The following is a 20729-nucleotide window of genomic DNA, read 5'->3' as shown; positions in this document are numbered from 1 at the left end:
GCAAGCCTAGAGGGCGCTCGCTTATTGACTAACGGCGGGTGTCTGTGCCTCCGGTCGACCCGGGCTCGTCCCCACCGTTTGGCCCGGCCACGTCGCCTGCGGTCGGATCCTCCCCCGCGTCCAGTGCATCCCAGAGCATCCGCTCGCTGAGCGGTTCCTCCGGCGTCGCCGCGTGGTTGCCCGCGGCGGCCCGCCGCGCGGCGGGCGTCGCGTACTTCGACGACAGCCCGGCACTCGCTCCCGCCTTCCGGATCAGCGCGGCCGCAGCGATCAGGGCGGTGACCCCGCCGAGCAGGACGAGGATCGCGGGGCCCGCGAAGGCCTCGGTGGCGGTGACCTCGGCCCGGTCGGGCAGCTCGGCCAGCCGTCCGGCCTTGTCGTCGTCGACGCCGCCGATCAGCAGTGTTGCGGCGGGCACGATCGCCGCGATCGCCACCAGCGCGACCAGCAGCCCCACCACCCGCAGGGCCCAACCGCGTACCGCGAAGGAGGCGGCGATGGCCGCGACCAGGGTCAGCGCCAGCGGGGTCGTCGCGGCCGCCCAGGCGCCGCCGATCAACTCGCTCGTGCGGGCGCCGCCGAGACCGTCGAACGACTCGACGCTCACCCACGTCAACCGCGAGGACGCCCACAGGCACAGCGCCGCGACCGCGAGCAGCACGACCGGCACGGCGGCCGCGGAGGCCCGACCTCTCGCCGGCGCGGCGGACGGGTCCCGATCCGGCGTCTGCTCAGTCATGGGTGCCGCCGACCGCCCTGAGCGTGCCCGCCGCCGCGATCGCGCTGAGCACCGCCATCGCCTTGTTCTTCGCCTCGGTGTCCTCGTAGACCGGATCGGAATCGGTCACGACACCCGCACCGGCCTGCACGTAGGCCGTGCCGTTCTTGATCAGCGCGGTGCGGATCGCGATCGCGGTGTCGGCGTCGCCCGCGAAGTCCAGGTAGCCGACAATGCCCCCGTAGATGCCGCGGCGCGTGGGTTCGAGTTCGTCGATCAGTTCCATGGCGCGCACCTTCGGCGCCCCGGACAGGGTGCCCGCCGGGAAACACGCGGTGACCGCGTCGAGCGCGTGCATGCCCTCGGCCAATCGGCCGGTGACCGTCGACACCAGGTGCATGACGTGGCTGTAGCGCTCGATGTGCCGGTAGTCGTGCACCGTGACGGTGCCCGGCTCGCACACCCGGCCCAGGTCGTTGCGGCCCAGGTCCACGAGCATCAGGTGCTCGGAGTTCTCCTTCTCGTCCGCCAGCAGGTCCTTCTCGAGGAGGATGTCGTCCTCCTCGCTGGCGCCTCGCCAGCGGGTGCCGGCGATCGGGTGGGTGGTCGCCACGCCCTCGGCGACCGTGACCAGGGCCTCCGGGCTCGAACCGACGATCGAGAACGCGGTCCCGCCGTCGCCGTCCGGGACGTGCACCAGGTACATGTACGGACTCGGGTTCGACGCCCGCAGCATCCGGTACACGTCGAAGGGCTCGGCGTCGGTGTCCATCTCGAAGCGCTGCGAGAGCACCACCTGGAACGCCTCGCCCGCCTCGATCTCTGAGATCAGGCGCTTCACGTCGGCACCGAAGTCCTCGGTGGTGCGCTGGCGGCGATAGTCGGGGTCGGTCTTGGCGTAGGTGGACACGGTGGACGGCGACGGCGCCGTGAGCGCGTGCGTCATCGCATCGAGCCGGGCGACGGCGTCGTCGTATGCCTCGTCGACCCGCTCGTCGGTGCCGTTCCAGTTGACGGCGTTGGCGATGAGTGTGATGGCGCCCTCGTGGTGGTCGACGGCGGCCAGATCGGTGGCCAGCAGCATCACCATCTCGGGGATCTGCAGGTCATCCACCGCGTGGCTGGGCAGCCGCTCCAGGCGGCGGATGATGTCGTAGCCGAGGAAACCGACCATGCCGCCGGTGAGCGGCGGCAGGCCCGGCAGCCGTTCGGTGCGCAGCAACTCCAGGGTCTGGCCGAGCGCGACGATCGGGTCGCCGCCGGACGGCGCGCCCGCAGGCACGCTGCCGAGCCAGCCGGCCTGCCCGTCCACCACGGTCAGCGCGGCGGGGCTGCCCGCGCCGATGAACGACCAGCGCGACCAGGAGCGACCGTTCTCCGCGGATTCGAGCAGGAAGGTGCCGGGCCGGTCACCCGCGAGCTTGCGATACGCGGACAGTGGGGTTTCCGAATCCGCCAACACCTTTCGCGTCACCGGGACCACGCGATGGTCGGCCGCGAGGGCACGGAACTGCGCCCTGGTGGTGGTGTGGTCGGCCGCATCGGCGACGGCGACTGCGGGCTGGACGGTGGTTGACTCGCCGGACATGCCGTCCATCATCGCAGGAGCGGAGCCGGCGGAGCGACCAGGTCGCTGTAGCGGAGCCGGCGGAGCGACCAGGTCGCTGTAGCGGAGCCGGCGGAGCGACCAGGTCGCTGTAGCCTCACCCGAATGCAGACCGGACAGCAGGCCCCCGACTTCTCACTCCCCGATCAGGACGGCACCATCCGGACCCTGAGCGAGCTGGTCTCGGGCGGACCCCTCGTGCTCTTCTTCTACCCCGCCGCCTCGACGCCGGTGTGCACGGCCGAGGCCTGCCACTTCCGCGATCTCGCGGGCGAGTTCGCGGCCGTCGGCGCGACGCGGGCCGGGATCAGCACCGACACCGTCGACAAGCAGGCCTCGTTCGCGGCGGCGCAGTCGTTCGACTACCCGCTGCTCGCCGACGTCGGCGGCGTCGTGGCCGAGCAGTTCGGGGTGCGGCGCGGGCTGCTCGCGAAGCTGTCGCCGGTCAAGCGCACCACCTTCGTGATCGGCTCGGATCGAACCGTGCTCAAGGTGATCGCCAGCGAGCTCCGTGCGAACACCCACGGCGACCAGGCACTGGAGTTCCTGCGCAGCCGCGACACCGCGCTGGAGAGCTGAACCGCCTACGCGACCTGGATGGAGCGCTTGGCCAGGCCCATCCAGAACCCGTCGATCACCTGTTGCGGCACCTGCTCCGGGTCGCTCGACGCGCCGAGAGTGACGAACAGCGGGGCGAAGTGCTCGATGGTGGGGTGCGCGTAGGGCATGCCCGGCGCCTTCGCGCGGAAGTCGATCAGCGCGTCCAGGTCGGCGGCGGCGAACCGCTCGCCGGCCCAGGCGTCGAACTCGGCGGACCAGCCGGGTGCCTGCGCGGTCGGGGACGGGTCGCGCAGGAACGGCAGGCCGTGGGTGGTGAAGCCGGACCCGACGATCAGCACACCCTGCTCGCGGAGCGGCCGCAGTCGCTCGCCGAGAGTCAGGAGGCGCTGCGGATCGAGGGTGGGCATCGAGATCTGCAACACGGGGATGTCGGCGTCCGGGTACATGACGGTGAGCGGCACGTAGGCGCCGTGATCGAGGCCGCGGCTCTCCTGGTGGGCGACCGGCTCGCTGTCCGGCATCAGCGCGGCGACCTGCCGCGCCAGCTCGGGGGCGCCGGGCGAGCGGTAGGTCACCTCGTAGTACTTGCGCGCGAAACCGCCGAAGTCGTAGGTGAGCGGTGTGCCGGTGGTGGTCGACCCGATGGTGAGCGGGGCCGATTCCCAGTGCGCCGACACCACCAGGATCGCGGTCGGCCGCGGCAGCCGGCTCGACCAGGAGCCGAGCTGGGAGACCCAGAGGTCGTCGTCGACCAGCGGAGGGGCACCGTGGCTGAGGTAGAGCGCCGGCATCGCGTGATCGCTCATTACGACTCCTTTTATTGAAGCTTCAAGTATCCTTGGAGTCAACGTACCAGCACGACAGATATTCCGATCGGAGGTCGCGATGACGCGATGGTTGAGCGAGGACCAGCAGCGGGCGTGGCGGGAGCTGGTCAACGTGATGACCCGCATGCCCGCGGCGCTGGACACTCAGCTGCAGCGCGACTCCGGGCTGACCCACTTCGAGTACTTCGTGCTCTCGGCGCTCTCCGAGGAACCGAAGCGGAGCCTGCAGCTGAGCGCATTGGCCAACGCCGCGAACGCCTCGCTCTCGCGACTGTCGCATGTGGTGACCAAGCTGGAGAAGGTCGGCTGGGTGCGCCGGGAGAGCATCGTCGGCGCGCGCGGATCGCTGGCCGTCCTCACCGACACCGGCTATCAGAAGGTCGTCGAGGCGGCGCCCGGCCATGTGCAGACGGTGCAGGCGCTGCTGTTCGACGGACTGGACGAGGGGCAGGTGCGCGAGCTCCTCACCCTGGGCACGGCGATGGTCGCGCAGCTCGACCGTGGCCTCGCCGCGGGCAACGGCAAGGCCTAGCGCCCCACGAAGCTCTGTGGGCGGGTGCCGTCAACCCAACGGCACGCCGCCGACTCCCCAATTCTCACCGGGCACCTCGGTTATGGTCACCCACACCTTGTCCGGGTTCTTCCCGGCGGCCTCGGCGTACGCCCGGGTGACGGCTTCAATAACCGCGCGCTTTTGTTCGGGAGTGAGACCCGGAGTCTGACTGATCTGAATCATCGGCATAAGAAGAACTGTGCCACAGTCGTATTCAGCGCTTCACACCTCGGGACTCACGTTCGATTTCGCGAGGCGACGTCGACTACCCCGCGCAGGCTTCGTCCGTGAATGTCCTCGATGAGTCTCCACTGGTGCGTCCATTCTCGATTTCCTCCGTCTGATCTGGTGTCCATCCCCACGGATCAAGGAGTCACCATGACCATGCCCAACGAGTTCCAGTCCTCGGCGACGGATCGAACGGACGCGACATCCCGGGCTGCGGCGCCCACGTGTTGCAGCACCGAACGACAGGCCACCTGCTGCGACCACAGTGAGAAGTCGACGTGCTGTGGTCCGGCGGCGACCGCCGGCGGCGGATGCGGCTGCCAGTAACCCTCAGGCAAGACGGCGGCGCGGTGCGAGCGAACGGCTCGCACCGCGCCACCGCTTTCTCGGGTGACCTCGTGGCTGTCCGTCCGCCGCTCCAGAGCGCGCGTACTGATTACCGGTCCGCGGGTGAGGTGGCTCCGCAGGCGCACGATCCGCTGCGGGGCTGGTAGTCGTGCACGTGTCCGGTCCGGTCCTGGCTGATCTGACAGCAGGCGTGCAATTGGGCCTGGAGGGCGGCGCGACCGCGTTGGACTCGAGACTTCATCCCGGACACCGAGATTCCCGCCTCACCGGCGGCCGCGGCGTGGGTTCGCGCGTCGAGGTCGACCATCTTCACCGCCGCGGCCTGCTCCGCGGGCAGCCCTGAGAGCATCGGCACCAGGCACGAGGCGAGTTCTTTCTCCGCCGCCTCGTCGACGTTCGGCTCGTCGTCGGGAGGATTGTCGGGGACGGTGTCGACGGCCAGCTCACGTCGATGGGGCGCGGACCGGTAGTAGTCGGTGATCGCGTTCCGGGTGATCGCATACATCCAGCCCAGGATGCGGTCCTGCTCGCGCAGGTTGTCGAGGCTCTTGGCCATCCGCAGGAACACGATCGACAGAATGTCGTCGGCGTCCTCGGGACTCGAGACCCGGCGGGCGATGAAGGCCCGCAAGTCGCTCGAGAAGCGGCGCCAGAGCTGGTCGAGATCGGCCGACTCCGGTTGGGATGTCGTCGTGGTGGCCGTGTCCTCGTTCATGATTCCGGTTCCTCTCCGCTTCCAGCATCCCCGCCCGGTGGCGCGGTAGCGACCCCTAGTTTCAGGTTTCTCTCAGAGGTACCGACGACGTGGCCGCGATCGGACGCACGCTGCGTCCGAATCCGGGGTGCCTCGTCTGTATGGGTGTCGATGTCGATTCCGGATTCTCCGGTTCGACGAACCAGCAGAAGCGTGATGAGGAGGTGAGAGCGATGCTCACCACACACCTGTTGTCGGATCTGACCAGCGAAGAGGTCGATCTGATCGTGGCGGAGGAACTGCATCTGCTCGACACCGCCGTATGAGCGCCGACGCCCGCGCCGGGCGCATCCACTGACCGCAGCGACTCCTGGCCCTTATCCCGTTCACCGGGGTAGGGGCCAGAACTCTGATCGGCTCCGGACGGACAGCGCACATGAAGAACCCGCCCCGTCCTTTCCTACGGAGGTGGAAGGACGGGGCGGGTGTGTGGTTGTTCAGCGGGCGCGAACCGACCGAACCAGTCGGGTGAGAGCCGGGACCACGGTGACCACGGCCCACAACGCGATCGCCGCGACCAGGGCAGAGACGGTGTCCCCGACGGTGGCGGTGCCGAGCACGTGCGCACGCAGGGCGTCGGTGGCATGCGCGACCGGATTCACGGTCGCCATGGCCTGCATCCAGCCAGGCATGGTCTCGAGCGGCGCGAATGCACTCGAGATGAACATCAGCGGCATCATCACCATCATCCCGGCGAACTGGACCACGTCCGGGCGGCGCAGCCGGTCCCCGATCAACCCGAACAGGGCGCTCATCGCCCCGGCTAGCGTCACCAGCACCACGACCGCGGCGACGGCATCGAGTGCGGTGCCGAAGAACTCGAAACCCAATGCCACGGCAGCGATCCCGAGCAGCGCAGCCCGAGCGAGGGTGAAGACGGCCTCGTTGATGGTGCGAGCAACGCCCGGCAGCGCCGCACGCATGGGCAGGGCCGCGAAGCGGTCGTGGAGGCCGTTGGTGTGATCGATCGCAGCGGAGACTCCGGCGTTGGTGCCGGCCATCACGGTGGAGACGGCGAGCATCGCCGGGGTGAGGAAGACGATGTAGCTGACCCCGGCCGGGAAACCGGGTCCGGCAGCGACGCTGCGGAACACCTGGCTGAACAAGATCAGCATCGCCATCGGCATGGTCAGCGAAAACATCAGCAGCTGCGGGACGCGGGCGCTGGTGCGCAGGTTGCGGACGGTGAGGGCGGCGAGCTGGTTCCCGATCGGGGAACGCTCGATCGAGGGCGTGGTGGTGGTCATCGGTTTGCTCCTGCGGTGTGGGCGAGGTGGGTGAAGACGTCGTCGAGGCTCGGCGAGGTCACATCGAGGTCGGTGATCTCGATGCCGCCGCGGTGCAGGTCTGCGACCAGCGCGGTCGCGGCGCGAGCGTCGTCGACGGTGACCGACACCCGAGCCCGGTCGCCGTCGACCCGGTCGGTATCCGGGATGAACGGCAGATTGGTGATCTGGCGGGCGGGGATGGTGGCGCTGAGGACCTTGCCGCCGACGATTCGTTTCAGCTCGGTAGGGGTGCCGCGGGCGGCGACCCTGCCGCCGCTCAGGACCACGATGTGGTCGGCGAGCCGGTCGGCTTCCTCCAGGTACTGCGTGGTGAGCACGACCGTGGTGCCCGCGGCCGTGAGCTCGTCCACGACATCCCACAGTCCCGCGCGGGCGAGGGGGTCCAGGCCCGTGGTCGGCTCGTCCAGGAACAGCACTGACGGGGATCCGACGAGGCTGGCGGCAAGATCGATCCGGCGGCGCGATCCCCCGGAGAGCTCCCCCACCCGCCTGGTCGCGTATTCGTGCAGCCCGAGTCGGTCGATCAGCGCGTCGGCCCGGGCGCGGGCAGTGCGCCGCAGCCCGGTCAGGCGGCCGATCAGCTCCAGGTTCTCCCGGGCGGTGAGAAATTCGTCGAGTCCGGCGTATTGGCCGGTCACCCCGATCCGGCGGCGCACCGCGGTGGCGTCACCCACCACGTCGAGGCCCTCGATCTGCACGCGGCCGATGGTGGGGCGCACCAGCGTAGTTAACGTGCGGATCAGGGTCGTCTTGCCTGCTCCGTTGTGGCCGAGCACCCCGAGCGTCGACCCGATGGCAGCTTCGAGGTCGACGCCGTCGAGGGCCCATGTTTTGCCGTAGGCGACATGCAGATCCTCGATCACGACGGCCGCGGCGCTCATCGCACACCCCCACGGTGGTCTCCGGCGGATTGGCTGGACAGGTGGGTGGTCATCGGAGGTTCCTCTCGGAAGATGTGCTCCCACCCGGTGGTGGATAGGAGTTCGCTTCCTCAGACGAACCAGCCGCGAATTGGACGCACCCGCCGCCGAATCAGGTGGTCCGGCGCGGCACGCTGGCGGCGGCGAACACTGCGGCGAGGAGGGCGATCCCGCCGAGGACGAGGTAGGTGCGGGCGTAGCTTCCGGTCCACGAAGAGAGTGCGGTGCCTGCCCAGGGTGCAAGGGCCATCACGATGACGATGGGTGCGGACATGAGCCCGTTGAGGCGGCCGTAATGGGTTGCGCCCCAGCGGTCGGTGATGGCGGTGGCCTGGACGAGCGTGAAGACACCGCGAACCAGACCGGCGCCGATCGCCACGGAGATCAATGCGGTCACGCCGTCGACGACACCGAGCAGTGCCGTCGTCGCCGCGGTCGCGGCGATGATCGCGACTGCCCGGCCACGGGGGCCCGTGTGGGCGGCGATCGGGAGGTAGCCGATGCGTCCGAGGACCTGACCGGCTCCGCCGAGGCCGAGGGTCAGTGCGGCGAGGCCGGGGCTGAAGCCTTGTTCGATGAGCAGTGGCACGAGGTTGAACACGGCGGCGAACGCGGCGAACGCGGCCAGACTCAGCGCGATCACGAGCGCGGCGAAGACCCGGCTGCGGGACGCGTCGCGGTGATCGACTGCGGAGGTACCCGGATGTCGGGGTGGGTCCGGCCACCGGCCGCGCAAACCGAGAAAGTGTCCGGGGATGGTGACGGCGGCAAGGATCGCTGCGAGGACGACATAGGTTGCGCGCCAGTCATATCGCTCGACGAGCGCCGCGGCCAGCGGCGCGAAGACGGTGCTCGCCAGTCCCGCGGCGAGGGTGAGGATCATCAGCGCCTTGACGTAGTCGGCGCCGTACCAGCGGGTCAACGCTGCGAACGCGGGCGGGTAGAGCACCGCGCCCATTGCCACCCCGGCCAGGGTCCAGCCTGCATAGAAGACGGGCAGGTTCGGTGACCAGGCCACGACCAGCAGCGCAGGGACGGCGAGCACCGATCCGGCGGTCATCACTGTTCGAGGTCCGCCGGCATCGAGGAGTCGTCCGACAGGGATCCCGACGACGGCGGCGACGAGCTGGCTGATCGAGAACGCGGCCACGATCACTGACGGCGACCATCCGCTCTGGTGTGAGATCGCCACCGACAGCACGGGGAAGGCGTAGTAGAGGATTCCCCAGCTGGTGATCTCGGTCAGGCACAGGGTGGCCAGCACCCGCCGCAGGCCGGCCTTGTCGAGGGTCTCGGTCTGCGGCGGGGCTGTCGTCGTCGCGGTCACGTCGCCCTACCTGCCAGCGACGGGCGAGAGTGTCACCAGCTCCGGCTCGGGTGCGGCGCCGCAGCCGCTGCCCTCGGCCGTCGCGGTTTCGGGTTCGTCGAACACGCCCGCTCCGCCGCAGACCCCGGTCTCGGGCAGGGTCAGCTCGACTCGGTGTGCGGCCTCCGCGTCGCCGGCGAGGTGCGCTGCGATGCTGCGGACCTGCTCGTAGCCGGTCATCGCGAGGAACGTCGGTGCGCGACCGTAGCTCTTCATCCCCACAAGGTAGACACCCGGTTCGGGGTGGCTGAGCTCGCGGACGCCGTGCGGGTAGACCGTGCCACAGGAGTGCACGTTCGGGTCGATCAGCGGCGCCAACTCGACCGGAGCCTGCAGGACCGGATCGAGCCCGAGGCGGATCTCCGACAGCCAGGACAGGTCGGGACGGAACCCGGTCAGCGCGACCACGCGGTCGACACCCTCAATCCGCTGGCCGGAGTCGGCGACCAGCGCCACAGTTCCGGCGCCGTCGGATTCGACGGCGCCGGTGCGGAATCCGGTCACCACCTGGAGCACCCCGTCGTCGACGGCCTTCTTCGCACGCAGGCCGAGGGCTCCTCGGGCCGGGAGCTGGTCGGCCTCTCCGCCTCCGAATGCGGATCCGACATCGCCGCGACGCAGCGCCCACGTGATCCGGGTGCCCGGCGCCTCGGCGGCGAGCGTCGAGAGGGCCACGATCGCGGTCAGAGCCGAGTGGCCGGCGCCGGCGATGACGGTGTGCTTGCCCGCGTACTCGCTGCGGACTCGTGGGTCCTCGAGGTCGGGGACGCGGTAATCGATATGGGCGGCGGCCGCGCGCTCGCCAAGGGCGGGCAGGCCCTCACCGCCGAGCGGATTCGGCGATCCCCAGGTGCCGGTGGCGTCGATCACCGCGCCGGCAAGGATCCGGTCCTCGGATCCGTCGGCGCGGCGGATGTGCACGGACAGGGGCTCGGTGTCGCGGCCGGCGTCGACCACCCGATCCCGGCCGGCACGCGCCACCCCGATCACCTCGGTGTCGAACTGCACTGCGTCACCGAGCGCGGCTGCGAGCGGGACGAGGTAGTCGCTCGCCCATTGCCGGCCGGTTGGGTAGGTCTCGGCCTCGGGGGCGGTCCATCCGGCCTGTTCGAGCAGTCGCCGCGCCGCCTGGTCCACCAACTCCGACCACTGGGAGAACAGTCGGACGTGATTCCATTCGGCGACCGCCGAGCCGGCGTTCGCGCCGCGCTCGAACACGAGCGGCGCGAGGCCGCGTTCACGCAACTCTGAGGCAGCAGCCAGGCCGATCGGGCCGGCACCTACAACGACAACGGGCAGGTCCTTCATCACAACTTCCTTTCATCGATGCTCATCGATCAATTCCAAGCAAACTATATCGATGCTCATCGATGTAGGCAACCATCGATGAAGATCGATATAGTTGTGGGTATGACTCCCCTGGACATGCCGGTCATCCGGCCCGCCAACCCAGCCGGGGCAGACGCGCTGGCCCCCGAGGATGCGACGACCTACGCGGGCTGGTTCGCCTGCTTGGCCGACCCGACGCGGGTGCGGTTACTGCATCAGGTCGCCAGCCACCCGGCCGGCATCTCGGTGGGCGAGCTAGCCGAAGCGTTGGGGGTCGGCCAGCCGACCGTCTCGCATCACGTCCGCAAGCTAGCCGACGTCGGATTCGTGAGCGTCCACAAGGACGGCACCAGCACCATCGTCGTGGTGAACCCCTCCTGCTGCACCGGACTGCCGCAGGCCGCGGACGTCGTGATGGGTGTGCTCGCCCCGCGCCCGTGCTGCCCAGAAGACCTGCCCGCCGACGTCACCGTCCGCCCGATGCGCGACTGCGACTGGGATGCCGTCCGCCGGATCTACGGCGAGGGCATCGCAACCCGCACGGCGACCTTCGCCACCGAAGTCCCCACCCGCGAGGCGCTCGACGCACAGTGGCCGCCCGGGCACCGCTGGGTCGCCGAGATCGACGGCGCCGTGGTCGGCTGGGCCGCCCTCAGCCCGGCCTCGAGCCGCGAGTGCTACCGCGGGGTCGCCGAGAACTCCGTGTACGTCGCGGAAGACATGCGCGGCCGCGGGGTCGGAAAAACACTCCTGACCACCCAGGTCATCGCCGCCGACCAGGACGGCCTGTGGACGTTACAGACCTCGATCTTCCCCGAGAACCGCGCCAGCATTGCCCTGCACCATTCCGCCGGCTTCCGCACCGTCGGTGTCCGTGAACGCATCGCCCAACTCGACGGCCTATGGCGCGACACCGTCTTCCTTGAACGCCGCAGCACCGTCGGTGCGGAATGAGCCGACGAGAACATTCCGCACTCTCCCCCGATTTCCCCATCCGAGCGGGGAGGCGGCTCCCCTCGTGTCATCGAGGAAGCGTCGCACCGCACCGTGCGACTACCGCCGAGCACGGTTGCGACCACCGCATTAGATTTGCCCGATGAGAACGCGCCACCGAGCAGGCATCCGGTGATGTCGAGCCCGCCTGTGCGGGCCGACCCCGGAATGACCGGGCGCCTGGCCCGGTCCCTGCCGTTGGCGGTGGCGACGGGCGCCGCGATCGGCGTCCTCGGCGGATTGATCGGGCTCGGCGGCGCCGAGTTCCGGCTACCGCTGCTGATCGGATTGTTCGGTTTCGTCGCCCTCCAAGCCGTGATCTTGAACAAGGCGATGAGCCTGATCGTGGTCATGACCGCGCTGCCCGCCAGACTCGCGTCGGTCCCCTATGCCGAACTGGCCCCGCAGTGGTCGATCGTGGTCAACCTGCTCGGCGGAAGCCTCGTCGGCGCCTGGGTCGGTGCCACCTGGGCAACGAAGATGCGCTCGGCGACCCTGTACAAGGTGCTGGCCGGCCTGCTGGTGTTGATCGCGATCGCTCTGGCGGCGAGCCATTTCGGCGACCTCGGCACGCTGGAGCTGGAGCCGATCACCCGCACCATCGCCGGACTCCTCGCGGGCGCAGGCATCGGCATCGTCGCGGCGCTGATGGGCGTTGCGGGCGGCGAGCTGCTGATCCCGACGATCGTGCTGCTGTACGCCGTCGACATCAAGATCGCCGGCAGCCTGTCGCTGGCGGTATCGCTGCCGACGATGCTCGTGGCGTTCGCCCGATACAGCCAGGACCGGAGTTTCGGCGTGCTTCGCGCGAACGGTCGGTTCGTGGTCGCGATGTCCATCGGCTCGATCGCCGGCACCATCGCCGGCGGGCTGCTGCTGGGGATCCTCCCGAACCTGGTACTGATCCCGCTTCTCGTGTCGCTGCTACTGCTCTCAGCGATCAAGGTGTGGCGGCACGAGTAGCGGGGGCGGGAACGGCCCAGGACGGAGCTCAGATGGTCGATCAGAAGCCGGTGGATCGCGCGGCGATCGCCGCCGACCTCGAACGCGCACGGGTTGCACTGCACGAGCTCGTCGATGGCGCGAGTGCCAGCGACCTTGCTCGGCGCTCGAACGGCACCCGCTGGACGAACGAACAGCTGCTGTTTCACATGGTCTTCGGATACATGGTCGTCGTTCGACTTCGTGTGCTCGTGAGGGTGTTCTCTCGACTACCCAAGCGCGCGAGCCGACTGTTCGCGAGGACCCTCGATGCTGCAACCCCGGTGTTCGACGAGGTCAACTACCGCGGGTCGTGTCTTGCGGCGCGAGTGTTCGATCACCGGCGCATGGGGCGAAAGTGCGACCGGGTCATCGCCACCCTCGAGCTGAACCTCGCCAACGAGTCCGAGGCCGCGCTGCGCCGCGGCATGCATTTCCCGATACGGTGGGACCCCTTCTTCGCCGACTTCATGACCCTCGAGCAGGTGTACCGATACCCCGGACGCCACTTCGACTTCCACCGGAGCCAGCTCACGCTCGACTGAGGTGCCGCGGTCCCGCGATTCAACCCGGCATTTGTTGCAGGCTAATTCGACATCTGTCAATATTGATGCATGTCGAACCAGGATTCGTTGGAGAGTGGCTCGTGTTGTTCGCCGCTCGTGCGTGAACCGCTGACCGAGGATTGGGCAGGCGACCTGGCCAGGATGTTCAAGGCGCTCGGCGACCCGGTGCGTCTGCGGCTGCTGAGCCTGGTGGCCAGCCACGCCGGCGGGGAGGCGTGCGTCTGCGACATCTCGGAATCCTTCGACCTGTCGCAGCCGACCATCTCCCATCACCTCAAGGTGCTGCGCGAGGCGGGCCTGCTGGACTGCGAGCGCCGCGGCACCTGGGTGTACTACTGGGTGATCCCGTCAGCGCTGCAACAGCTCTCGGCCGTCCTGCTCACCGAGGGCACACCGACCGTCCCGTCCGAGGCGTGCGCGAAGGTCCCCGCGTGAGCGAGACCACGACCGCCGAGCACCCCGCCGTCGTCGGCAAACTCTCCACCCTCGACCGCTATCTGCCCGTCTGGATCGGCGCCGCGATGGTCGCGGGGCTGCTGCTCGGCCGCTGGATCCCCGGGCTCAACACCGCGATCGAGAAGGTGCAGATCGACGGCATCTCGCTACCGATCGCCCTCGGCCTGCTGATCATGATGTACCCGGTGCTGGCGAAGGTCCGCTACGACCGCCTCGACACGGTCACCGGCGACCGGAAACTGCTGATCGGGTCCCTGGTGCTGAACTGGGTGCTCGGCCCGGCGCTGATGTTCGCCCTCGCCTGGATCTTCCTGCCCGACCTCCCTGAGTACCGCACCGGGCTGATCATCGTCGGTCTGGCCCGCTGCATCGCGATGGTCATCATCTGGAACGACCTGGCCTGCGGGGACCGCGAAGCCGCCGCCGTCCTGGTGGCGATCAACTCGGTGTTCCAGGTGATCATGTTCGCCGTCCTCGGCTGGTTCTACCTCTCGGTTCTGCCCGGCTGGCTCGGCCTGGAACAGACCACCATCGACACCTCGCCGTGGCAGATCGCGAAGTCGGTGCTGATCTTCCTCGGCATCCCGCTGCTCGCCGGGTACCTCACCCGCCGTTTCGGTGAAAAGGCCAGGGGCCGTGAGTGGTACGAGAGCACGTTCCTCCCGCGGATCGGGCCGTGGGCCCTGTACGGGCTGCTGTTCACCATCGTCATCCTCTTCGCGCTGCAGGGCGACCAGATCACCTCGCGGCCCCTCGACGTCGTCCGCATCGCCATCCCGCTGCTGGTGTACTTCGCGGTGATGTGGGGCGGCGGCTACGCCCTCGGCGCCGCAATGGGATTGGGCTATGAACGCACCACCACCCTCGCGTTCACGGCCGCGGGCAACAACTTCGAACTCGCCATCGCCGTCGCCATCGCCACCTACGGCGCCTCCTCCGGCCAGGCGCTCGCCGGGGTGGTCGGTCCACTGATCGAGGTCCCCGTTCTCGTCGGCCTGGTGTACGTCTCATTGGCCCTACGTTCCCGATTCGACCGAAAGGTGCCGGCATGACGTCCGCCGCTTCGAAGCCCAGCGTCCTGTTCGTCTGCGTGCACAACGCCGGCCGATCCCAGATGGCCGCCGGATTCCTCTCCCACCTCGCCGGCGACGCGATCGAGGTCCGCTCCGCCGGCAGCGCCCCGGCGGAAACCGTCAACTCCGCCGCAGTAGAGGCGATGGCCGAGGTCGGCATCGACATCTCCGCGCAGTCGCCGAAGATCCTCACCCCCGATGCAGTCGAGTCCTCGACCGTGGTCATCACCATGGGCTGCGGCGACGCCTGCCCCGTGTTCCCCGGGGTCAGCTACCGCGACTGGGCCCTCGAGGATCCGGCGGGCAAGGGCGTCGAGGCGGTCCGGCCGATCCGTGACGAGATCCGCTCGCGCATCGAGGACCTGATCGCCGAACTCGTCCCCGCTGCCGGCTGACACGGACCCCCGATCCGGCGGCTCACCGCGGCGGTTCGGTCGAATAGGTGTCGACCGCCCGTTGCAGACGCTCGAGGGCGTCGCGCATTTCCTGAATCGCCCTGTTGAGTTCCGCCACGGTCGCCGGATTCACCTCCGCCGGGGCGGGCACGGGCGCGGGCGCGGGCGGGCCAGGCGCCGGGACGATCGGCTCCCCCTCCGGGGGTGCCGTCGCGGCGTCCCCACCGGGGGCGGTCGCCGCGCGGCCGGTACCGGGACCAAAAAGCTGATCCAGCCCCTCCGCCAGGGTGGCGCCGTACCCCACCCGGACGCCGCCCGTCGCGCCCGGCTCCCGGTAGCTGACCAGCACCCGCGCGAGTTGTGGGAACGTGGAACCGTTCTGCGCCGACGAGATCCGCTCGGTGAACAACGGTTCGACGTACAGCACACCGCCTTCGGCGATGGGCAGCATCAGCAGGTTCCCGTACTCGATCCGGTTCGACCGCTCGAGCAACGTCCGCTCGGAGGCCACCCGGGTGTCGGAGATCATCGAGTTCTGGGTCTGCACCGGACCCTGGGTCTGGGTGTCGGTGGGCAGTTGCAACACGGTCAGCCTGCCGTACTCCTCGGGATCCGAGTGCGCCGAGATGTACGCGGACAGGAACTCACGGTTGAAACCCACCATCGCGCTGGCCAGCCGGAACGACGGTCGCGCGGTCTCCTGATCCCCGACGAGGACATAGAACGGCGGCTGCTGCGGGTTGGCCTCCACCGTGGGATCGCTCGGCACCGACCAGAAAGCGTTGGTGGTGAAGAACTCCCGCGGCTCGTCGACGTGGTACTTCGCGAGCATCTCGCGCTGGATCCGGAACAGGTCCTCGGGGTACCGGAAGTGTGCGCGCAGGTCCGCGGGCACCGCGGCCTCGGGCTCGACCGTGCCGGGGAAGGCGTTCATCCAGGCCTTCAGTACGGGATCCTGGCCGTCGACCTGATACAGCGTCACGGTGCCGTCGTAGGCGTCCACCGTGGCCTTGACCGAGTTCCGCGCGTACGCGACCTCATCGCGCGGGCTGAGGCGGCCGGTGTCGGTGTCGAAGGCGAGCGCCTCCAACGAACTGTGTTGCGCGTACGGGAAGTTCGCGAGGGTCGTGTAGGCGTCGACGATCCAGACGATCTTGCCGCCCACCACCGCGGGGTACGGATTGTGGTCGGTGGTCAGCCACGGGGCGACGTGCTCGACGCGGGCCCGCGGATCGCGGTTGAAGATGATCCTGGAATCGGGTCCGATCGCACGCGAGAAGAGGATGTTGCGCTCGGTGTAATGGGTGGCGAACGCCACGCGGTTGAACCAGTTCCCGATCCGGACCCCGCCGGATCCCGCGTAGGTGTACTTGGAGGTGTCGGTGTCGTACTCGCGTGGCCCCTCCCCCGGACCGCCGACGATCGCGTAGTCGGGATCCGCGTGTCCGATCACCTCGCCGTAGTAGATGCGGGGCTGCTCGACCGGGATCACCTGGGTTCCGGAACCCTGGGATGCGATGTCGCTGACGGTGTAGATCGGGTACCCACTGTTGCTGTCGGAGGCCTCGACGGCCGCGTCCCGCACCGCGGCGTTCACCCGGTTGGCGGGCGCGGCGACGAACCCGTTGCCGTGGGTGTACACCGTGTGCCGGTTGATCCAGTCCGTCTGATTTCCGGTGAGGCTGCCGGGAGACAGTTCCCTGGCGGCCACCACGAAATCACGCAGCTCCCCGTCGATCTCGTACCGGTCGAGGTCCAGCGTCGGCGGGAAGCCGTAGAAGTTCTTGAGCTGCTGCTGCTGGGTGAACGTGCGCGAGAGGACGTTCGGATCGAGCAGCCGCGCGTTCGCGATGGTCGTCACGTCGGCCGGGACGTCGCGCGGCGACACGGTTCCCACCCCCGGGTAGTCCCGGTACTCCACCCGGTCGCCGCCGATCCCGTAGGCCTGCCGGGTCGCCTCGATGTTGCGCTGGATGTAGGGCCGCTCGACGTCGGCGGCGTTCGGCCGCACCGAGAACTGCTCCATCGCCAGCGGCCACACCGCGCCGACCAGGATCGACGACAGCACGAGCAGCGCGGCGGCCAGCGCAGGGACGCGCAGGTCGCGCCGGACGATCGCGGCGAAGAATGCCCCGGCGCACAGGAGGGCGATCGCAAACATGATGAACTTGGCGGGCAGGACCGCGTTGATGTCGGTGTAGCCGGCGCCGGTGAACGTCGGTTCCTTCCGGCCGCTGGAGAGCAGCGAGTACCGGTCCAGCCAGTACGCGACCGCCTTCAACAGGGCGAATGTCCCGGCGAGCACCGCGAGCTGGATCCGTGCGGACCGTGTCAGTCCGGGCTTGCTGCCCGCGACCCGCACCCCGCCGAACAGGTAGTGGGTGGTCAGGCTCGCCAGGAAGGCCAAGACGATCGCGACGAACATCCAGTTCAGGACGGACCGATAGAACGGCAGGTCGAAGGCGAAGAACCCGACGTCATAGCCGAACTGCGGATCGGTGTTGCCGAACGCGCCGCCGTGCAGGAACAGTTGCACGGTCCGCCAGTTCGACTGCGCGATCAGTCCGCACATCAACCCGATGAAGGCCGGGATTCCCCACCCGAACGCCCGCGGTCGCTGCGCGATGAATGTCCGGTACGGCCGCAGCGGATCGTCCCGACCCGAGCCGGGTATCGGCACCGGACGCGACGAGAAGGCCAGACGGACGGCGAGGAGAAGGGCACCACCCACCAGAGCGAACACGGCGAGGAACAACAACACCCGGGTGAGCAGGACGGTGCCCCAGACACTCCGGTATCCGACCTCGCCGAACCACAGCCAGTTGGTGTACGCACCCACCAGCGGCGGGAGCACGATCAGCAACGCGAGCAGGCCCACCGTCACAATCAACAGGACCCGACCGCGCCGGGACAGCTGCGGTAGACCTTCGACCGGCCGTTTAGCCACTTCCCACGCTCCAGGTCCGAGCGCGTCGCGGCCTACCGGCCTGTTCTCACCAGCGTCACCGCCGACGTGTGTCCGTTTCGCCCCATTCTACGGGCGGCGAGCCGGATCAGGAGTCGACGAGCAGGACGTCCGCGTCGAAGCAGGTGTGCGTGCCGGTGTGGCAGGCCGCGCCCTCCTGGTCGACGAGGAGCAGCACGGTGTCGCCGTCACAGTCGAGCCGCACCTCGTGCACGTACTGGGTGTGCCCGGACGTCTCGCCCTTGACCCAGTACTGCTGGCGGGACCGCGAATAGTAGGTCCCCTTCCGTGTCTCCAGGGTGCGCGCGAGCGCCTCGTCGTCCATCCAGGCGACCATCAGCACCGCACCGGTGGCCCGCTCCTGGGCGACCGCACTGAACAGTCCGGCGTCGTTGCGCTTCAGCCGCGCGGCAATCGCGGGATCGAGACTCATCGGACCACGATACCTTCGGCGCGCATGGCGTCCTTGACCTGCGGGATCTCCAGGTCGCCGAAGTGGAAGACGCTGGCCGCGAGCACTGCGTCCGCACCCGCCTGCACCGCAGGCGCGAAGTCGCCGACCGCGCCCGCACCGCCACTCGCGATCACCGGCACGTGCACCGCGGCCCGGGCGGCCCGGATCATCCGCAGGTCGAACCCCGCCTTGGTACCGTCCGCGTCCATCGAGTTCAGCAGGATCTCGCCCACCCCGAGGTCGGCCCCGCGCGTCGCCCACTCGATCGCGTCGATCCCGGTGCCGCGCCTGCCGCCGTGCGTGGTGACCTCCCAGCCGGACGGCGTCGGCGGCTCGCCCTCGGGCACGGTCCGCGCGTCCACCGACAACACGATGCACTGCGACCCGAACCGCTCGCTGAGCTCGCGCAGCAGCTCCGGGCGCGCGATCGCGGCGGTGTTGACGCTGACCTTGTCCGCACCCGCCCGCAGCAGCCGGTCCACGTCCGCCTCCGTGCGCACCCCGCCACCGACCGTGAGCGGGATGAAGACCTGCTCGGCCGTGCGGGTCACCACGTCGATCATGGTGCCGCGGTCCGAGGTCGACGCGGTGACGTCGAGGAAGGTCAGCTCGTCGGCGCCCTGCGCGTCGTACAGCGCCGCCAACTCCACCGGATCGCCCGCGTCGCGCAGGTTCTCGAAGTTCACGCCCTTCACGACGCGGCCCGCGTCCACGTCCAGACACGGGATGACCCGAACCGCCACCGTCATTGCGTCCGCCTTCCTGCCGGTAGCCCCGGGTCCCGATCCAGGTAGTCACCCGGATCGCCCAGAGCCACAAGAATATTCAACACCTCTTCGTGCACCCCCGGCGCCGCGGCGAGCACCGACGTCGAGCCGATGTGCCAGGGCGCACCCGCCAGGTCGGTGACCACACCGCCCGCCGCACGCACCAGGGCGACGCCGGGCGCGTTGTCCCAGGGGTTGTGGCCGAACACCACCGACGCACCGAGCGCGCCGCCGGCGGTGAAGGCCAGGTCTGCGCCGGTGCTGCCGTGTATCCGCAGCCGCCTGCTCACCCGGCTCAGTTCGCCGAGAGCCCGCACCCGGTAGGGCCCGGGGATCGGTCCCCGGCCGTCGACGTTGAACGCGCCGAACCCGACCAGCGAATCGGACAGGGACGCACTCACCAACGGCGGCAGCACCTCCCCGTTGCACAGCACCGGGCCGCCGATCGCGGCCGCATAGCGCCGGTCCATCGCGGGCAGCCAGGTCATGCCGAGCACCGGGACGCCGTCGTCGAGCAGCGCCAGCAGCATCCCCGCGGTCGGCAGGCCGGACGAGTAGTTCAGGGTGCCGTCGATCGGGTCCAGCACCCACACCAGGCCTTCGCCGAGGTCCGGACCACCGAATTCCTCACCGTGCACACCGATTCCGGTCCGCTCGGCGAGCTCCGCGCTGAGCCGCCGTTCCAGCTCGAGGTCGAGCTCGGTGGCGAAGTCACGCGAGCCCTTGCTCACCGCGCTCGGCGCGCCGACACCGTCGAGGAAACGCTCCTGCGCCGCGTCCAGCAGGCCGCTCGCGATGGCGAGCAGCTCGTTCGGATCGCGGGACAGGCTCATGTCCGGCGCTATCTCGAGACCGCAGCGAGCGCCTCGGGAAGCGTGAACCGCCCGGCGTACAACGCCTTTCCGACGATCGAGCCCTCCACACCGAGGTCGACGAGTCCGGCGATAGCGACGAGGTCCTCGATGCTGGACACGCCGCCGGACGCCACGACCGGCGCCTTCGTGGCCGCGCAGACCTGGCTGAGCAGTTCCAGGTTCGGACCGGTGAGGGTGCCGTCCTTGCCGACGTCGGTCACCACATAGCGCGAGCAGCCGTCCCGGTCCAGGCGCTCGAGCGTCTCGAACAGGTCGCCGCCCTCGGTCACCCAGCCACGTCCACGCAGCTGGTAGCGGCCGTCGACGTTGCGGACATCGAGCCCGACCGCGATCCGGTCGCCGTACTCACCGATGGCGCGCGCGCACCACTCGGGGTTCTCGATGGCGGCGGTGCCGAGGTTGACCCGCGCGCAGCCGGTGGCCAGCGCGGCGCGCAGCGACTCGTCGTCGCGGATGCCTCCGGACAGTTCGACCTTCACATCGAGTTCACCGACCACACCGGCGAGCATCTCGCGGTTCGAGCCGCGACCGAAGGCGGCGTCCAGGTCGACCAGGTGCACCCAGTCGGCACCGTCGTTCTGCCAGGCGAGTGCGGCGTCCCGGGGCGATCCGTAGCTCGTCTCGCTGCCGGCCTCTCCCTGAACGAGGCGAACAGCTTCACCGTTGGCAACATCTACAGCAGGCAAAAGGACCAGGCTCACGTGC

The 20729-nt window shown here is 69.2% G+C and carries 22 protein-coding genes; 8 read left to right on the top strand and 14 right to left on the bottom strand.

The genetic code is table 11. From position 1 onward, the window contains the following. Positions 1-28 precede the first annotated feature (28 nt). Together ACFQS9_RS13660 and ACFQS9_RS13655 are read right to left on the bottom strand one after the other, a co-directional pair. Complete coding sequence (locus ACFQS9_RS13660) at positions 29-739, bottom strand: TIGR02234 family membrane protein (protein ID WP_378405497.1); 711 nt, start codon at positions 737-739, stop codon at positions 29-31. Beyond that, a complete protein-coding gene (locus ACFQS9_RS13655) occupies positions 732-2306 on the bottom strand; it encodes an anthranilate synthase component I (protein WP_378405495.1) in 1575 nt (524 codons plus the stop codon). The genes ACFQS9_RS13660 and ACFQS9_RS13655 overlap by 8 nt, the downstream gene beginning before the upstream one ends. Positions 2307-2429: 123 nt before the next feature. Between ACFQS9_RS13655 and ACFQS9_RS13650 the strand changes: the two genes are divergently transcribed. Then, a complete protein-coding gene (locus ACFQS9_RS13650) occupies positions 2430-2903 on the top strand; it encodes a peroxiredoxin (protein WP_378405493.1) in 474 nt (157 codons plus the stop codon). 5 nt (positions 2904-2908) lie between these two features. Here ACFQS9_RS13650 and ACFQS9_RS13645 read toward each other — a convergent pair whose 3' ends face one another. After that, positions 2909-3691, bottom strand: coding sequence for a dioxygenase family protein (locus ACFQS9_RS13645; RefSeq protein ID WP_378405491.1), 783 nt, complete (start codon positions 3689-3691; stop codon positions 2909-2911). A 79-nt stretch (positions 3692-3770) separates the two neighbouring features. On the opposite strand from ACFQS9_RS13645, the gene ACFQS9_RS13640 reads away from it, so the two are divergent. After that, positions 3771-4244 (top strand): MarR family winged helix-turn-helix transcriptional regulator, encoded by a 474-nt coding sequence (locus tag ACFQS9_RS13640; RefSeq protein WP_378405489.1) that lies wholly within the window; start codon positions 3771-3773, stop codon positions 4242-4244. A gap of 30 nt (positions 4245-4274) precedes the next feature. Here ACFQS9_RS13640 and ACFQS9_RS13635 read toward each other — a convergent pair whose 3' ends face one another. The 6 genes from ACFQS9_RS13635 to ACFQS9_RS13610 all read right to left on the bottom strand — a co-directional run bounded on the left by ACFQS9_RS13635 (position 4275) and on the right by ACFQS9_RS13610 (position 10478). Beyond that, positions 4275-4454 carry a tautomerase family protein gene (locus ACFQS9_RS13635; protein ID WP_378405487.1) on the bottom strand — a complete coding sequence of 60 codons (180 nt, stop codon included), beginning with the start codon at positions 4452-4454 and terminating at the stop codon, positions 4275-4277. Between the two features lie 475 nt (positions 4455-4929). Next, positions 4930-5556: a sigma-70 family RNA polymerase sigma factor gene (locus ACFQS9_RS13630; RefSeq protein ID WP_378405485.1), complete on the bottom strand. Its 627-nt coding sequence runs from the start codon at positions 5554-5556 to the stop codon at positions 4930-4932. 476 nt (positions 5557-6032) lie between these two features. After that, the gene (locus ACFQS9_RS13625; RefSeq protein ID WP_378405483.1) at positions 6033-6842 is read right to left on the bottom strand and encodes an ABC transporter permease; all 810 of its coding nucleotides are present in this window, start codon (positions 6840-6842) and stop codon (positions 6033-6035) included. Then, on the bottom strand, positions 6839-7765 hold the full coding sequence (locus ACFQS9_RS13620) for an ATP-binding cassette domain-containing protein (protein WP_378405481.1): 927 nt from the start codon (positions 7763-7765) through the stop codon (positions 6839-6841). The genes ACFQS9_RS13625 and ACFQS9_RS13620 overlap by 4 nt, the downstream gene beginning before the upstream one ends. Before the next feature lie 151 nt (positions 7766-7916). Beyond that, positions 7917-9131 (bottom strand): MFS transporter, encoded by a 1215-nt coding sequence (locus ACFQS9_RS13615; RefSeq protein ID WP_378405479.1) that lies wholly within the window; start codon positions 9129-9131, stop codon positions 7917-7919. A gap of 6 nt (positions 9132-9137) precedes the next feature. Beyond that, positions 9138-10478, bottom strand: a complete 1341-nt coding sequence (locus ACFQS9_RS13610) for an NAD(P)-binding domain-containing protein (RefSeq protein WP_378405477.1) — start codon at positions 10476-10478, stop codon at positions 9138-9140. Positions 10479-10580: 102 nt separating this feature from the next. Between ACFQS9_RS13610 and ACFQS9_RS13605 the strand changes: the two genes are divergently transcribed. The 6 genes from ACFQS9_RS13605 (at position 10581) to ACFQS9_RS13580 (ending at position 14963) form a co-directional block, all read left to right on the top strand. Further along, positions 10581-11453, top strand: coding sequence for a helix-turn-helix domain-containing GNAT family N-acetyltransferase (locus ACFQS9_RS13605; protein ID WP_378405475.1), 873 nt, complete (start codon positions 10581-10583; stop codon positions 11451-11453). Positions 11454-11627: 174 nt separating this feature from the next. Then, positions 11628-12455, top strand: a complete 828-nt coding sequence (locus tag ACFQS9_RS13600; RefSeq protein ID WP_378405473.1) for a sulfite exporter TauE/SafE family protein — start codon at positions 11628-11630, stop codon at positions 12453-12455. 32 nt (positions 12456-12487) lie between these two features. Beyond that, positions 12488-13018: a DinB family protein gene (locus ACFQS9_RS13595; protein WP_378405471.1), complete on the top strand. Its 531-nt coding sequence runs from the start codon at positions 12488-12490 to the stop codon at positions 13016-13018. A gap of 69 nt (positions 13019-13087) precedes the next feature. Beyond that, on the top strand, positions 13088-13474 hold the full coding sequence (locus tag ACFQS9_RS13590) for an ArsR/SmtB family transcription factor (RefSeq protein ID WP_378405469.1): 387 nt from the start codon (positions 13088-13090) through the stop codon (positions 13472-13474). Continuing rightward, the gene (gene arsB / locus ACFQS9_RS13585) at positions 13471-14547 is read left to right on the top strand and encodes an ACR3 family arsenite efflux transporter (RefSeq protein ID WP_378405467.1); all 1077 of its coding nucleotides are present in this window, start codon (positions 13471-13473) and stop codon (positions 14545-14547) included. Before ACFQS9_RS13590 ends, arsB begins: the two co-directional genes overlap by 4 nt. Continuing rightward, positions 14544-14963, top strand: coding sequence for an arsenate reductase ArsC (locus ACFQS9_RS13580; protein WP_378405465.1), 420 nt, complete (start codon positions 14544-14546; stop codon positions 14961-14963). Before arsB ends, ACFQS9_RS13580 begins: the two co-directional genes overlap by 4 nt. A gap of 22 nt (positions 14964-14985) precedes the next feature. Here ACFQS9_RS13580 and ACFQS9_RS13575 read toward each other — a convergent pair whose 3' ends face one another. The 5 genes from ACFQS9_RS13575 to priA all read right to left on the bottom strand — a co-directional run bounded on the left by ACFQS9_RS13575 (position 14986) and on the right by priA (position 20725). Next, complete coding sequence (locus ACFQS9_RS13575; RefSeq protein ID WP_378405463.1) at positions 14986-17910, bottom strand: UPF0182 family protein; 2925 nt, start codon at positions 17908-17910, stop codon at positions 14986-14988. A gap of 106 nt (positions 17911-18016) precedes the next feature. Next, positions 18017-18361 (bottom strand): phosphoribosyl-AMP cyclohydrolase, encoded by a 345-nt coding sequence (hisI, locus tag ACFQS9_RS13570; protein ID WP_378405461.1) that lies wholly within the window; start codon positions 18359-18361, stop codon positions 18017-18019. Next, on the bottom strand, positions 18358-19131 hold the full coding sequence (hisF, locus tag ACFQS9_RS13565; RefSeq protein ID WP_378405459.1) for an imidazole glycerol phosphate synthase subunit HisF: 774 nt from the start codon (positions 19129-19131) through the stop codon (positions 18358-18360). Before hisF ends, hisI begins: the two co-directional genes overlap by 4 nt. Beyond that, positions 19128-19982, bottom strand: a complete 855-nt coding sequence (locus tag ACFQS9_RS13560) for an inositol monophosphatase family protein (RefSeq protein ID WP_378405457.1) — start codon at positions 19980-19982, stop codon at positions 19128-19130. Before ACFQS9_RS13560 ends, hisF begins: the two co-directional genes overlap by 4 nt. 8 nt (positions 19983-19990) lie before the next feature. Then, the gene (gene priA / locus ACFQS9_RS13555; protein ID WP_378405455.1) at positions 19991-20725 is read right to left on the bottom strand and encodes a bifunctional 1-(5-phosphoribosyl)-5-((5-phosphoribosylamino)methylideneamino)imidazole-4-carboxamide isomerase/phosphoribosylanthranilate isomerase PriA; all 735 of its coding nucleotides are present in this window, start codon (positions 20723-20725) and stop codon (positions 19991-19993) included. Positions 20726-20729: the final 4 nt, after the last annotated feature.

This window comes from Rhodococcus daqingensis, from assembly GCF_042665615.1.
GTDB lineage: Bacteria > Actinomycetota > Actinomycetes > Mycobacteriales > Mycobacteriaceae > Rhodococcus_G > Rhodococcus_G daqingensis.
Note: the sequence above shows the minus strand (reverse complement) of the source record. Positions and strands in the feature narration are given on the sequence as shown.